Annotated in this window: 12 protein-coding genes; 1 reads left to right on the top strand and 11 read right to left on the bottom strand. The window is 65.5% G+C overall.

Going from position 1 to position 13843, the window contains the following annotated elements; genetic code table 11:
- Positions 1-146: 146 nt before the first annotated feature.
- The 4 genes from QMG72_RS14945 to QMG72_RS14930 form a co-directional block, all read right to left on the bottom strand.
- A complete protein-coding gene (locus QMG72_RS14945) occupies positions 147-2276 on the bottom strand; it encodes a copper-translocating P-type ATPase (RefSeq protein ID WP_283480937.1) in 2130 nt (709 codons plus the stop codon).
- A gap of 264 nt (positions 2277-2540) precedes the next feature.
- On the bottom strand, positions 2541-3113 hold the full coding sequence (locus QMG72_RS14940; protein ID WP_226776034.1) for a sulfocyanin-like copper-binding protein: 573 nt from the start codon (positions 3111-3113) through the stop codon (positions 2541-2543).
- Positions 3110-3367, bottom strand: coding sequence for an SHOCT domain-containing protein (locus QMG72_RS14935; RefSeq protein ID WP_226776035.1), 258 nt, complete (start codon positions 3365-3367; stop codon positions 3110-3112). Before QMG72_RS14935 ends, QMG72_RS14940 begins: the two co-directional genes overlap by 4 nt.
- Before the next feature lie 375 nt (positions 3368-3742).
- Entirely contained in the window at positions 3743-4171 is a 429-nt protein-coding gene (locus QMG72_RS14930; protein WP_226776036.1) for an ester cyclase, read from the bottom strand.
- Positions 4172-4604: 433 nt separating this feature from the next.
- Between QMG72_RS14930 and QMG72_RS14925 the strand changes: the two genes are divergently transcribed.
- On the top strand, positions 4605-5336 hold the full coding sequence (locus tag QMG72_RS14925; RefSeq protein WP_226776037.1) for a FadR/GntR family transcriptional regulator: 732 nt from the start codon (positions 4605-4607) through the stop codon (positions 5334-5336).
- A gap of 151 nt (positions 5337-5487) precedes the next feature.
- On the opposite strand, the gene QMG72_RS14920 is transcribed toward QMG72_RS14925, so the two are convergent.
- The 7 genes from QMG72_RS14920 to QMG72_RS14890 form a co-directional block, all read right to left on the bottom strand.
- The gene (locus tag QMG72_RS14920; RefSeq protein ID WP_226776038.1) at positions 5488-6174 is read right to left on the bottom strand and encodes an N-acetylmannosamine-6-phosphate 2-epimerase; all 687 of its coding nucleotides are present in this window, start codon (positions 6172-6174) and stop codon (positions 5488-5490) included.
- A gap of 45 nt (positions 6175-6219) precedes the next feature.
- Positions 6220-7158, bottom strand: coding sequence for an ROK family protein (locus QMG72_RS14915; protein WP_226776039.1), 939 nt, complete (start codon positions 7156-7158; stop codon positions 6220-6222).
- A gap of 44 nt (positions 7159-7202) precedes the next feature.
- Positions 7203-8120 carry a dihydrodipicolinate synthase family protein gene (locus QMG72_RS14910; protein ID WP_283480934.1) on the bottom strand — a complete coding sequence of 306 codons (918 nt, stop codon included), beginning with the start codon at positions 8118-8120 and terminating at the stop codon, positions 7203-7205.
- 46 nt (positions 8121-8166) lie between these two features.
- The gene (locus QMG72_RS14905) at positions 8167-8973 is read right to left on the bottom strand and encodes an ATP-binding cassette domain-containing protein (protein ID WP_226776041.1); all 807 of its coding nucleotides are present in this window, start codon (positions 8971-8973) and stop codon (positions 8167-8169) included.
- Positions 8970-11060 (bottom strand): dipeptide/oligopeptide/nickel ABC transporter permease/ATP-binding protein, encoded by a 2091-nt coding sequence (locus QMG72_RS14900; protein ID WP_283480933.1) that lies wholly within the window; start codon positions 11058-11060, stop codon positions 8970-8972. Before QMG72_RS14900 ends, QMG72_RS14905 begins: the two co-directional genes overlap by 4 nt.
- A gap of 3 nt (positions 11061-11063) precedes the next feature.
- Complete coding sequence (locus QMG72_RS14895; protein ID WP_263660626.1) at positions 11064-12020, bottom strand: ABC transporter permease; 957 nt, start codon at positions 12018-12020, stop codon at positions 11064-11066.
- A gap of 114 nt (positions 12021-12134) precedes the next feature.
- Positions 12135-13793: an ABC transporter substrate-binding protein gene (locus QMG72_RS14890; RefSeq protein WP_396021313.1), complete on the bottom strand. Its 1659-nt coding sequence runs from the start codon at positions 13791-13793 to the stop codon at positions 12135-12137.
- Between the last annotated feature and the right edge of the window lie 50 nt (positions 13794-13843).

Below are 13843 nucleotides of genomic sequence, written 5' to 3'. Positions count from 1 at the left end.
TGCCGTACTGCTGGTTCTCTTGGCCGTGCCGGGTCCACAAGGTAACGGGTGTAGTCAGCGCGCTTGTTCCACACCCATGGCCGATGCACCCTTGTGCTTATCTGACGGACCGGATGTGCTCCAGTGCACACTGGCCGCTGCCGGGGTCAACGGACTTGGGCGGGGTTGAGTTTTAGCCGGCGCAGCAGCTGCGCGTTCAGGGCTACGACCACTGTGGAGATGGACATCAGTACGGCTCCCGTGGCAGGGGAGAGGACGACTCCGGCGAAGGCGAGTACGCCGGCGGCGAGCGGGACGGAGATGATGTTGTAACCGGTGGCCCAGATGAGGTTCTGCCACATTTTCCGGTAGCTTGCCCGTGAGAGGTCCAGCATGGACAGGACTGCGCGGGGGTCGTTGCCGGCTAGGACCACACCGGCGGATTCCATCGCGACATCGGTGCCGGTGCCGATTGCGATGCCCACTTCGGCCCGGGCCAGCGCGGGGGAGTCGTTGACGCCGTCGCCGACCATGGCGACTTTGAGTCCGCGGGCCTGCAGTTCGGCGACTTTCTTGTCTTTGTCTGCCGGGAGGACTTCGGCGAACACCTCGTCGATATTGAGTTCTTCGGCGACGGCGGATGCGACCTGTTGGGCGTCGCCGGTGATCATAGCGACCTTGATGCCGCGGTCCTGCAGGGCTTTGACGGCCTGGCGGGATTCGGTGCGGACGGCGTCCTCGAGGCTCACGGCCCCGAGGATCCTTTGCCCGTCAATGATGTGCAGGACGGCTGCGCCACGGTCCATCCACGCCCCGGTGGCGGCGGCCAATGATTTCGGTTCGTGGGCTTCGAGGTCACGGAGCAGTGCCGGGCCGCCGACGTGGATGGTCCTGCCGTCGACCGTGGCGCGGACACCGCGGCCGGTCATGGACGAAAATCCGGACGCCGCTGGAATCGTCAGGTTCTGCTCCCGTGCGGCGCGGACGATGGCCCGTGCCACCGGGTGCTCACTGTCTGCTTCCACGGCTGCTGCCAGTGCCAGGAGATCGTTCCGGTCCACGCCTTGGGCGGTCGCGACGTCTTTGAGTGCCGGTTCGCCCTTGGTGAGGGTCCCGGTCTTGTCGAAGAGCACAACGTCGATGGTGCGCATGCGCTCCAGTGCCAGCCGGTTCTTGATCAGGACACCGGCCCGTGCCGCCTGCTCGGTGGAGATGGCGATGACCAAGGGGATGGCCAGGCCAAGAGCGTGGGGGCAGGCGATTACGAGGACGGTGACGGTGCGGGTCACGGCGTCGGGGACGCTGCCCAGCAGTGACCAGACGATGAACGTGAGGACCCCGGCGCCGGCGGCGAAGTAGAACAGGAAACCGGCGGCCCGGTCGGCCAGGGCCTGGGCTTTGGAGGAGGAGGCCTGCGCCTCGGCGACGAGGCGCTGGATTCCGGCCAGGGCGGTGTCGTCCCCGACAGCGGTGACCTGCACGCGGACGGTGTTGTCTGTGGCGATGGTTCCGGCGATGACCTTACTGCCGGATGAGCGAAGGACGGTCCTGGATTCCCCGGTGATCATCGATTCGTCGAACTCGGCCTGGCCGTCAACAATGGTGCCGTCGGCCGGCATTCGGGCTCCGGAGCGGACCAGGACGGTGTCCCCCGCCGCAAGCTCGCTGACTTTGATGGTTTCGGTGCCCTCAGCGGTAATCCGGTCTGCCTCGTCGGGCAACAGAGCCGCAAGAGCGTCCAGGGCACCCCGTGCGGAGCCGAGTGCGCGCATCTCGATCCAGTGCCCCAGCAGCATGATCGCCACCAACAGGGCCAGCTCCCACCAGAAGTCCAGGTCGAACCCGCCGATCCCGAGGCTGGTGATCCAGGAGGCGATGAATGCGACGCTGATCGCCATGGCGATCAGCAGCATCATGGCCGGTTTTCGGCTCTTCAGTTCCTCCAGGCCACCTTTGAGGAAGGGCTGCCCGCCGTAGAAGAAGATCACCGTGCCCAGCGCCGGCGGGATCCAGGCCGAGCCCAGGAAAACCGGGGGTGTATAGCCCAGCAGCCCGCCGAACATGGGGCTGAAGAACACGACAGGCACGGACATGGCCAGCGTCAGCCAGAACCTGTTCTTGAACATCGCGACGCTGTGTCCGGCGTGTTGGCCCTGGGTGTGCACCATGTGCTCATCATCCATGCCGCCGCCATGGCCGGGGTGGGAGTGAGGAGCGTTGCCGACGACGGACCTGCTGAGGGGAACGCCGGACGTGTCCTGCCGGGCGGCACGTCCGTGGTGGTGGTCGTGGTCCATGGGTGTACTCCTTATGTTGTTTCCCCGGCTGCGGGCGGCTCGGACAAAGCACTTCACTGACAACATCCCAAACATACCCCCAGGGGGTATAGCTGACAAGCAGGTCCGGATGTCTGTCCCCTTATCCGATGCGTCGACGATGGGCGAGAGAGTGGATTCTCGCCTGGGGTGGAACCTGCCGTGTTGAGTCGATGGCACGAGCCACGTCTTGCGAACCGAGCACTGGACAGACCGCCGCGTGGTCGCTGGCTGTGGTGCGGGAGCCTAGTTCACCGTAATTTGTGTGTACATCCCGGCGGCGTAATGGCCCGGCAGATTGCAGACCAGCTCATAGCGTCCGGGCGGGAGGGTGACGGTCACCCAGCCTGTGGTTCCGGGCAGGATCCCTTGACCGGTTCCTTCGGCGCAGGTATTGGATGCTTCCCCGAGGCTGTCGGCCTCGTCGATTTGTCCGTCAGCGCCGATCGGGCGGGTGCCGGGGATCTGGTCGGCGGCGAGGGGCAGGATGACCAGTTCGTGGCTGAGGGTGCCGGCATTGGCGGCCAGGAAGGACACCGCGCCGTGCGCAAGCGTGCTGCGGTCTGCCGTCATCCGCATGGCCCCGCCCATCCCGCCGTTGCGCGCGCCCATCATGGGACCGCCCATGTTGGTCAGTGACACGCTGATGACCGGCCCGGGAAGATCCGGGGCGACGCACCGGTTCCGGGCCGGAAAACCGGTGACCCCGGGATTCACCAGTCCGCCGAAGAGTCCAACAGCGACGAGGGACAGTGCCGTTAGAAGAATCGTGGCGGCGATCCCGAGGAACAGCTGCCCGCGGCGGGATATAGCCTTCATTCCTGGCGCCTGAGCGCCGCCCGCCGGGCAGTGAACTCCTGTTCGTCGATTTCCCCGCGGGCAAAGCGCTCATGGAGAATACGCTCGGCGTTGTGGTGCGGCGGCAGGGGCGCGCCTGCACCATCGCCGCCATGGGGTCGCCGGACCAGCAGCACCACCACGGTCACCACGCCGCCCCAGAAAATCAGCATCAATGCGGCCATGGCCACCCATGCGCCGATGCCCCAGCCAGACCCGTACCAGCCATCCATCATGATCAAACCTCCTGCAACAACGCTATGGCCCCGCAGAGCCTTGGAACAGAGGCTTACGCCCCGAGCGCCGCGGGTGCAGACCGGGGGCGTTTGGTCCGTGGAAATGCCTTAAGGATCATTCCTTCCACGTCATTGAGACGGACGAGGGGGTGACGGCTGAGCTGGACTTCGTTATGGTTGGCGCCGGCGTCGATGGGCTCGAGTCGGAACGATGTGCCGCCGCCGTGCGACGGCGTGGGTGAACCGGGAATTGTTGCAAGGTCTGGAACCCAAAGGCTTTGGCAGGTCCTATGCGTGGCGACATGTACTCGGGAGCGGCCCTGACGGCGGATTACCTGGCCGGGATGTTCAACGACTGACCGGTGTGTGCGGAGATCAGTCAGCGTGGAGTTCGACGCGGGCGCCCATCGCAGTGAGCGCTCCATAGAGGTCAGGCACGCCCCACCATTCGACAGCTAGTCCGCCTTCAAAGCGGAGGATGTGAATGGAGGCCACCGTCACGGGTTTATTGCTGGCCGCCAGGCCTAGAAACGGCCCTGTATGCGTCCCCCGCCATGTCATCCGGCCTGCAACTTTATCGCCCTCCGCGACGGTATCCTCGATCGTTCCCGTGAGGCCGGAGAGGCCGGCATGCATTCCCTGCATCCAGTGAATAATTCCAGCCGAGCCTGGAAGCTGGCCTGGATCGGCGCTATGGTCCACGATGTCGGCGCTGACGACCCGGGCCAGCGCATCCTCGTCATTCGCCGTGACGGCGGCGATGAGGCGCCCGTATGCCTGCCGCAGTTCGTCTTTGTTTCCCATCGTTTCTCCCCGGATCGGCTCCTGCAACTAAGTCTGGTCGCCGCGGCGGATGCAGGCAAGGGGGGGCGTGACCCCGCTGATAGCTCCGAGCGGGTGGCGTCTTGGAACTTCTCTCCCGGGAGCCGACGCGGGGATAGGAGCGGGGTGCGGTGGCTCTCGCGGCGTTAAGTTGCCGCGGCCGGTACACGGCAGTGAATAACTTACCGGAAGGCGGCGGTTCCGCATTCCGGCGGCCAGGCTTGAGGCCCCTAAACGCACATCCTGGTGGCGGGGGCCGGGCGCCGGTTCCGGCCACCCTGGATCAGCAGTGCATCGGCGCAGGGGTCAGAAATATCTTCGAGTCGTCGCAGGGGAAACTGGACATTGGACGTCCCATCTCCTGTAGGCTGACTAATAAGAGTGGTCGATCACAGCCACGGCCAGAAGGAGCGACATGAGCATCGAATCCCAGGTAGTGTCCCCGGCCCGTTTCAGCGCTCAGATCAGGTCCCATGCGCTGCAGACGCGCATCATGGACCTCATCCTAGAACAGGGACTGGACGTTGGGGACGCATTGCCGACTGAAAGTGAGCTTTCGGCGGTGCTGGGTGTCGGGCGTAACACTGTCAGGGAGTCCCTGAAGGTGTTGCAGGCGCTTGGTGTGATAGAGATCCGGCACGGTTTTGGCATGTTCGTGGCACCTAACAACTTCAGTGCACTGACCGACGGGCTGGCGTTCCGCGGCCGTCTGTCGCTGCGGCACCGGGGTGAAGAGGCCATGGAGTTGATTGACGTGCGTCAGGCGCTGGAATCCGGACTCATCGGGTCCGCGATCGACCTCATGACCGAGGAGCACCTCGACGGTCTCCGCACCACCATGGAGCTGATGGACGCTGCCGCGGAAGCAGGCGAGCCGCTGGCCGAACTGGATGCGGAGTTCCACCGCAGGCTCTACGCGCCCCTGAACAACGAGCTTCTCATCAATCTCATGGATGTCTTCTGGAAGGTCTACCGGCAGATCCATCAGGCTTTGGGCTCAGGACCCGTGGATCTGGGCGATCAGGCCCGTGTCCATTGGGAGATCTTCCAGGCCGTGGTCGACAAGGACAAGCCGCTGGCCTCCGAGCGGCTCCAACGCCACTTCGACGGCATCCGCCGGAAGCTCAAGGACGTCGCGGCCAGCTAAAGGCCAAGGCGGGCCAGGCGCGTTCGCATCAATCCGAACCACTGGTCGGGGTCCCGGAGCCATGCCGGGTTTGGCGCGCCGCAGCGGGCGTGCGGGAGGAACGCCCTTCGGAGTTGATGCCCGCGATGAGTCCGTGCCATGGCGCCAGTCCTCAGCAGTGCAGCGCGGCAGTGAACCATCCGGTGATGGTGGCCGGGTGGGTAATGGCGGTGCCGACGACGACGGCGAACGCGCCGGCGCCGAGCGCCTGGCGGGCTTGCTCCGGTGTGTGGATTCGGCCTTCGGCGATGAGCGGTTTCCCGAAGGCTGCAGCGGCGATCCGTTCGAGGAGTTCAAGGTCAGGGCCTTGGGTCTTGGTGCGTTCACTGGTGTAGCCGGCGAGGGTGGTGCCGATCAGGTCGACCCCGGCGTCGACGGCCGCTGCAGCGTCGTCGTAGGAGCCGCAATCGGCCATAACGAGCGCGTGGGAGCCGCCACGGATGCCGGCGACTGTCGCTGCCAGGCTCAACCCGTCCGGGCGCTGCCGGCGGGTGCCGTCGATGGCCACGATATGCGCTCCGGCATTGGCGACTGCTAGGGCATGCCGCAGTGTCGGGGTGATCAGGACGCCGTCGTGGCCATCCTTCCAGAGCCCGATGACCGGGACCTCGACGGCGGCCCTGGTGTGCTGGATATCGGCCAGCCCCTGGACCCGGACGGCTGCGGCACCGCCGATGACGGCGGAGGCCGCGAGCTGCGCGGTGGTGCGGGGATCCCGCATCGGCTCGCCAGGGTAGGCCTGGCACGAAACGATAAGCCTGGAGCGGAGGGACTCGAGGCCGTCGGGGGTCAGGATCATAAGTGCCTTGTTTCTGTGTGGCCCGGTGTTGGCGGACAGGTTCGGTCAGTTGAAGACGAGCTTTGCGGCGCCAACGACTGCCGCGGAGTTTTGCAGTGTGGCGCGGAGGACGGGCATGCGGGCGAGCGGGGCCAGCAGTTCCCGGCGCAGGGCTGCCTCCATGGGCTCCCACCACAGCTCGCCGGCGTCGGCCAGCCCGCCGGAGACTACCAATACCTCGGGGTCCAGGATATTGAGAAGCCCGCCGGCCGCCTGGCCAGCCGCAGCGGCCGCGGTGCTGACGGCCTCTCCCGCCGCAGGATCGCCGTCGTGCGCCAGGGCAAAGACTGCTCGGGTGTCCGGGACTGCAGGGGAGCCGCCCAGCCGCAGGAACGCCGCGTGGATGGCCGGCCCGGAGGCCACGGCCTCCACATGGCCCGAGTTGCCGCAGGAACACGGCAGCGCCTCGCCGCCGGAGTACGCGTACGGGGATGCGAGGTGCCCCACGTGACCGCCCACGAAGCGGTGGCCGAGGACCGGCGTGCCGGCCAGGACCAGGCTTCCTCCCACACCGGTTCCGAACGCGATCAGCAGCGAACTCGCCGTCCCAGCCGCGGCACCGCGCCACGCTTCGCCGAGTGCATGGGCGTGAACGTCGTTCACGGCACGGACCGCGGCCGCGGGAAGCCCCAGCCGCCCTGCAAGGCCCTTGGTCAGCGCCGTCCGCGCCCAACCCCGGATCGCGTCGGTCGCGGAAACCACAACGCCACGCCCTGCGTCGATCACGCCGGCGGAGCCCACCCCGACGCCAATGGTGGTGATGCCGTTGGCTTGGGCCCGGAGCCGTATCCTGGACACCAGCGCCGCGGTGGCGTCCAGGACAGCCTCGCCGCCGGCACGGCTGAGTGTTGGGGTGGTCTCCGAGAACAGCAGTTTGCCGTCTTCCGAGACCAGTCCTGCTGCAGTCTTGGTGCCGCCAAGGTCCACACCGATGGCGTGCGCCATGTTCCTCCTCAATCCAAGTTCCCTAGGTCCGTGAACACTGGAGCCTAGAGCAGGCCGTTGCGTTCAAGGATGACCTTGATGGCGGTGGTTTCGTCCTCGTTCAGGGAAGGCATGGGTGTGCTCATGGTGTTGGACTCGATGACGCCCATAAGCTGCAGGGCCGTCTTGAACGCGCCGAGGCCCGCCGCGCCGCCGGAGACCCGGCCGTTGGGGGTGTAAACGATCTCGAAGAGGTCGGCAATGCGGTCCTGCTCGGCAGCAGACTTTGCCCACTCGCCGGCTGCTGCGGCGTCCATAAGGCTCCGGTAGCCGCGGGGGTCCACGTTGCCCAGGCCCGGGACGACACCTTGGGCGCCGCCGAGCAGGGCGCCGTCGACGACGACCTCGTGACCGGTGAAGATGTCGAAGTTGGGGATGTCCCGGGCGGCCAGCAGGAGCTGGCGGAAAGCGACGTCGTCGCCGGAGGAGTCCTTGACGCCGGCGATCACGCCGTCGCGGCCGAGCCGGACCAGCAGGTCAGTGGGCAGTTTGAAGTGGGTGCGGACGGGGACGTCATAGGCGAAGATCGGCGCGCTGACGGCGTCGTGTACGGCGCGGAAGTGGGTTTCCGTCTCCTCGGCGTTGCCGATCGCGTAGTACATCGAGGTCACAACGATCGCATCGGCGCCGAGGTCGATGACCTTCCGGGCCTCCTCGATGACGCGGTTGGTGGTCTGTTCGTTGGCGCCGACGATCAACGGCACGCTGCCGGAGTTCGCATCGGCGATGGTGCTGACAACGAGTTCGCGCTCGGCATTTGTCAGGTAGGGGACCTCGCCGGAGGATCCGAGGACGAAGAGGCCGGACACCCCGCCGTCGAGGAGGTGCCGGGTGAGGTTCTTCAGCGAGTCGGTATCGATGCTGCCGTCGGTGTGGCGGGGGGTGACGACCGGGGGAATGACGCCCTGGAATTGGGTAGACAAAGGTATCTCCAATGATGGTTTGGTGAGTTGGGAAAGGATGGGGGGATCAGGGGTGCAGCAGGCTGGGTGCGGCGCCGAGCAGTTTCTTGGTGTAGTCGTTGCCGGGATGGTCGAAGACCTCTCCGGCGGGACCTTGTTCCACGATTTCGCCGAAATACATAACGCAAATCCGGTCCGAGACGTAGCGGACCGTCTGGATATCGTGGGAGATGAAGACCATACCGAGGTTCAGCTGAGTCTTTAGGTCCGAGAGCAGGTTCAGCACCTGGGCCCGGACCGAGACGTCCAGCGCCGAGGTCGGCTCGTCCGCCACAATGATGTCCGGGTCCAGGGCCAGGGCGCGGGCGATGGCAACGCGCTGGCGCTGGCCGCCGGATACCTGCGAAGGCGTGACCTCGGCGGCGGATGACGGCAGCCCGACTAGTGCGAGGAGTTCCTTGACTTTCGCTGCCCGCGTCGCCGCGGTGCCGATCCCGTGGATCTTGAGCGGGTCGGTGAGGATGTCCTGGATGGTCATCCGGGGGTTGAGCGCAGTGGACGGGTCCTGGAAGACCACCGATACTGCGCGGCCAAATTCCCTGCGCAGGGCGGCGTTCCGCTTGATGGCGGGCTTCCCGTGGAACAACACCGCACCTGAGGTGGGGGTCTGCAGTCCCACCAGCACGGAGGCAAGGGTGGATTTGCCGCAGCCGGATTCGCCGACGATCCCCACGGTCTCGCCGCGGCTGATGGTGAAGTCCACTCCGTTGACTGCCTTGACGATGTTGGGCCGGAAGAGGCCGCCGGTTCGGGCCCGGTGGTGAACCTTGACGTTCTTCAGTTCAATCACGGGCTTGCCGGTTGGTGTGCTCACTTGGCATCCTCCTTGAGGTGGCTGGCCCAGTAGTGGTCGCTTTTTTTGTCAACTGGGGTCAGGACGAGCCGCTGGTCCGGGTCGGCGTCGGGCCGCAGCGAACGGGGAGCAAACCTGTCGCCGGTGGAGAACGCCCTCGGTGATGGTACTGTGCCGGGGATCTGGTGCAGGCGGGCGGCGTCGGCCTCAATGGAGAGCACGGCGCCGAGCAGGCCCCGGGTGTATTCGTGCCGCGGGTTCTGGAGCAGGGTGGATGCCTGCGCGGACTCCACGACCTGCCCGGCATACATCACGGTGATGCGGTGCGCGAGTGACGCCACCAGGGCGAGGTCATGGCTGACGAACACCATGGCGAAGCCCAGTTGCTCGCGCAGCTCGTTGAGCAGCTGCACCACCTGGTGCTGGACGGTCACGTCCAGTGCGGTGGTGGGCTCGTCAGCGACGACGATCCGGGGCGAGCGGGACAGTGCCATGGCGATCAGGACACGCTGCCGCTGGCCGCCGGAGAGCTCGTGCGGGTAGCTGGCCAGGGTGCGGACGGGATCCAGCTTGACCATTTTGAGAAGCTCGGCCGGGGTCTTGCGACCGCCGCGGCGGGTGAGTTGCTCCAGCTGGTCCTTGATTTTCATCGAGGGGTTGAGCGAGCTCAGCGCGTCCTGGTAGACCATGGCGATTTGCTGGCCCCGTAGACCTTGGTAGGCCTGGGTGCTGCCGTGGCCGGTTGAGGGGTCCAGCAGTTCCTTGCCGTTGAAGGTGATCGAGCCGGAGATCTTGGCAGTCTTGGGCAGCAGTCCCATGATGGCCAGGGACGTGATGGACTTGCCGCAGCCGGATTCGCCGACGAGCCCCATGGTTTCGCCCTCGCGGACGTTGAAGGAGACGTTGTCCACGATGTCGGTGTCGCCGAAGCGCCCCGGGAAGCGGATGGATAGGTTCTTGACCTCGAGGACCGTGCGCGCGGTGTCGGGGACCTGGGGGAGGCGGTCGGTCCGTCCGACTTCGACGGTGGCGAGCAGTTTCAGCTCCTGGTCCAGCAGGGCGTGGGGATTGGCCGTTGGGACCTGCCTGTCCTGAGGGCATCCGGCCTCCGGGACAGCATCGGCCACAGCGGCGCGGACGACGTCGAGCTCATGCTGCTCCAGCACGGAGCCTTGGGCTACCGAGGTGCCGATCTCGGCGTCGACGGCCACAGCGGCGGGGGATGACCCGTCGTCGTCCTTGACAACGGGTGCCCGGCGGAGCTTCGGATTGACCATGGCATCCGTGAGGCCCTCGGCCAGGATGTTCAGGGCGAGCACTGTGAGCAGGATGGTGAGGCCGGCGAACGTGGTGGCCCACCAGCCGCCGGACAGGACGAGGTTGCGGCCGTAGGAGATCACATTGCCCCAGGACGGCGCGGGGTCCTGGACGCCGGCGCCGAGGAAAGAGAGCGAAGCCTCCAGGATGATCGCGTCCGCGACCATCACTGTGGCGAACACCAGGACCGGGGCCGCGGTGTTGCGCACGACGTGCTTCAGCAGGAGGTAGAAGCGGCCGGCGCCAATTACCCGCGCGGCGCGGACATAGTCTTCGCCGTATTGGGAGAGGACGTTGGCGCGGACCACCCGGGCGAGCTGGGGCGTGTAGATCACCGCAATGGCCACGATGATGGTGGGCACTGTATTGCCGAATGCCGCCAGCAGCACAGCGGCCAGGGCGATGCCGGGGAACGCCATAAGAATGTCCATAAGCCGCATGATCAGTTCGTTGACCGGTTTGCTGGAGGTCGCGGCCAGGGAGCCGAGCAGCGCGCCGGCAGCCATGGCCAGCGACACGGCGCCCAGGCCGATCATCAGGGAGGACTGCGCGCCATAGAGCAGGCGCGAGAAGATGTCACGTCCCAGCCGGTCGGTGCCGAAGAGGTGCTCCCCGCCGGGCGCCGTCGCCGGGGTGAAGGATTCCAGGGGGTCGTGCGGGGCGATGAGGGGCGCCAAGATGGCGGAAACGGTGATGGCCATCAGGAAGAGGAGCGCGAGCCGGGAGGTCCATGGAAGGGCCTTGAACCGGATTCCGGGGGCGCTGAGGCGTTCAGCGAGTTTGCTGCGCATGGGTCAGACCGTCCTGATTCGGGGGTTGATGAGCAGGTAGAGAAGGTCGACGGCGATGTTCACGAGTACGAAGGTCACTGAGATGGTCAGGACCACCCCTTGGACGAGGTTGACGTCGAGGTTGGTGATTCCGTTGAGGATCAACTGGCCCATGCCGGGCAGGGCAAAGATCATTTCGATCACAACGGCGCCTCCGAGTAGATAGCCGATCCGCAGTCCCAGGACCGTCACCGGTGTGACAAGCGCGTTCCGGAGGACGTTTTTTGATACGACTTCCCGGTAGGGGACACCGTTGCCGATTGCTGTCCGGACGTAGTCGCGGTCAAGTTCCTCGACCATCGAGGTGCGGACCACACGGATCAGGGAGGCGGAGACCGGGATGGCGAGGGCAAGGGCCGGGAGCGTCATCGAGTTCAGCCACCCGCCGAAGCCGGATTCGGGTGTTGCGAGGCCGCCCGAGGGGAAGGACGGGCTGGCGCCAAGGGCGAACCACTGGATCAGCAGGATGCCCAGCCAAAATGACGGTGTTGCCACGGCGGCGATGGAGAACACCCGGACCAGTTGGTCCTGCCATTTGTCCCGGTAGAGTGCACCGATGATGCCGAAGGGAAGCGAGAGCAGAACGGCGATCAGCACCCCCAGGAAGGTCAGTTGCAGGGTCAGCGGAAACGCGGCAGCGATCATGTCGGCCACCGACTTTGCCGGCGGCGTGGTGACCCCGAGATCAAACTGGAGCAGCTTCCCGAGGAACCGGAAGTACTGCAGAACCAGGGAATCGTTGAGCCCGTTGTTCTGGCGGTACTGTTCCTTGGCTTCCTCACTGGCACCGTCGCCCAGGGCGCTGCTCGCCTGATCGCCTGGGGCGGCCTGAAGGACCAGGAACACCAGCAGGGTAATGCCAAGAATCATCAGGGGCAGCGCCGCAAGCCTGCGGCCCAGCAGGCGCAATATCGTGACCAAAATTGTCTCCGGAATTCGTGGAAGTTTGTCCCGGCCTCAGCCGGCACCGGGGGGCAGGTCATCCAGGTCCGGGCGGGAGGGGGCCCGCCCGGACCTGGACTTATTCGGCCGGAATCAGGCCGTGCGCCCGACGCCGATGAAGCCGACACCGGTGGTGGGCAGCGGCTTGAAGCCGCTGAGCTTCTTGGCATCCCAGGCGCTCGGAAGCTGGCGGTGGAAGATCGGATACAGCGGGAGCTCTTCGGACACCAGATCCACGATGTCGCCGGTCACCTTTTTCGCTTCAGCCTTGGTGGACCGCCCGGCTTTCGCCATGAGGTCCACAAGTGTCGCGCGTTCCGGGGTGGCGGCCCAATACGCGCGGCCCTTCATCCAGGTGTCGCCGGCGTAGAACCAGCTCAGCAGCAGGTCGGCGTCGTTGCCGAAGACGGACGGGTCGCCCGGGGCGGCGACGACGGAGAAATCTCCCTTGCCCACCCGGTCCGTGTACAACGCACCGGATTGCAGGTTCTTTAGGGTGACCTTGACGCCCGGGATCTTGTTCCAGGATTCCAGCATCAGCGGGGCCACATCCTTGACCCAGGCTGTGTCCGTGGTGAGCAGTTCAAATTCGAGGTTTGTGACGCCGGCCTGCTTCAGCAGATCCTCGGCTTTCCCGGGGTCATAGCCGTAGACATTCTTGGCCTTGACGTAGTCCGGGTGCCCTTCCTGGAAGTAGGAGCTGGCGGCCTTGGCGTTCCCGAACAGTGCCTTCTTAATGATGGAGTCCTTGTCCAAGCCGTAGTGCAAGGCTTGGCGGACCAGCTTGTTGTCGAACGGGGCCCGGGCGCAATTGAACATCATGAAGAGCAGCCCAAAAGACTGGACGGATTCCACCGTCGCCTTCGATTTCAGTCCGTCAATGTCAAGGTACGGGACATCCTCGATCGCCTGCACACGACCGGACTGCATCGCCGTGACGCGGGCGGCGGCGTCGGAGAGCAGGAGCCAGTTCATGCCCTTGGCCAGTGCCGGCATGGGCCCGTTGTAGTCCGGGTTTGCCTCGAAGACAATCTTGTCGTCCTTGACCGCGGACACCAGTTTGTAGGGGCCGGTACCGACGGGCTTGGCGTCGAATGCTTTGAGCTGATCCGATCCGAGCGGGAAGTTGGCCAGGGCCTTGGGAACGACCTTGACGACGGAGATGCGCGGGCCGAAGCCCGGGAACGCATATTTCAGCGTGAACTCGACGGTCTTCGCGTCGATGGCCTTGACGTCCTGGATAAACGGGATGAATTGGGAGAAGAGCGACTTGTTCGCCGGGTCCATCACACGGGTAAAGGAGAAGACCACGTCTTCGGAGGTGACCGGGGTGCCGTTGTGGAACGTCGCGCCATCGCGGAGGGTCACCTGGTACGTGGTGTCGTTGACTTGCTTCGGATCGGCCGCGGCGAGGGCGTTGTACGGCTCGCGGGTGGCGGGATGAAGTTCCACCAGGCCCTCGTAGACATGGAGGTTGGCGGCCAGCGGCGTTGCCCCGGAAGCGGACAGCGGGTCGAACCCGGTAGACAGGGCGTAGGAGATGCCCGCTTCGATGATGAGGTCCTTGTTGATCGGTGCAGTGTTTGCCCCCGGTCCTGCCGTTGTGGTGGCGGCTCCGCCGCAGGCGGCGAGAGAAGTGGTGAAAGCCGCGGCCATGCCCAGGGCGCCCGACAACTTGAGGAAGCTCCGGCGGCTGGCGTCATTGACCAGCGGCAAGTTCATTGATGTCCTGCTCATAATTTGCCTCACCATTCGAGTATATTTATCGGATGTAGGACGTCCGATGCTTGTAGTGAAAACTG

The sequence above is a fragment of the Pseudarthrobacter sp. PH31-O2 genome (genome assembly GCF_030063265.1).
GTDB lineage: Bacteria > Actinomycetota > Actinomycetes > Actinomycetales > Micrococcaceae > Arthrobacter.
Note: the sequence above shows the minus strand (reverse complement) of the source record. Positions and strands in the feature narration are given on the sequence as shown.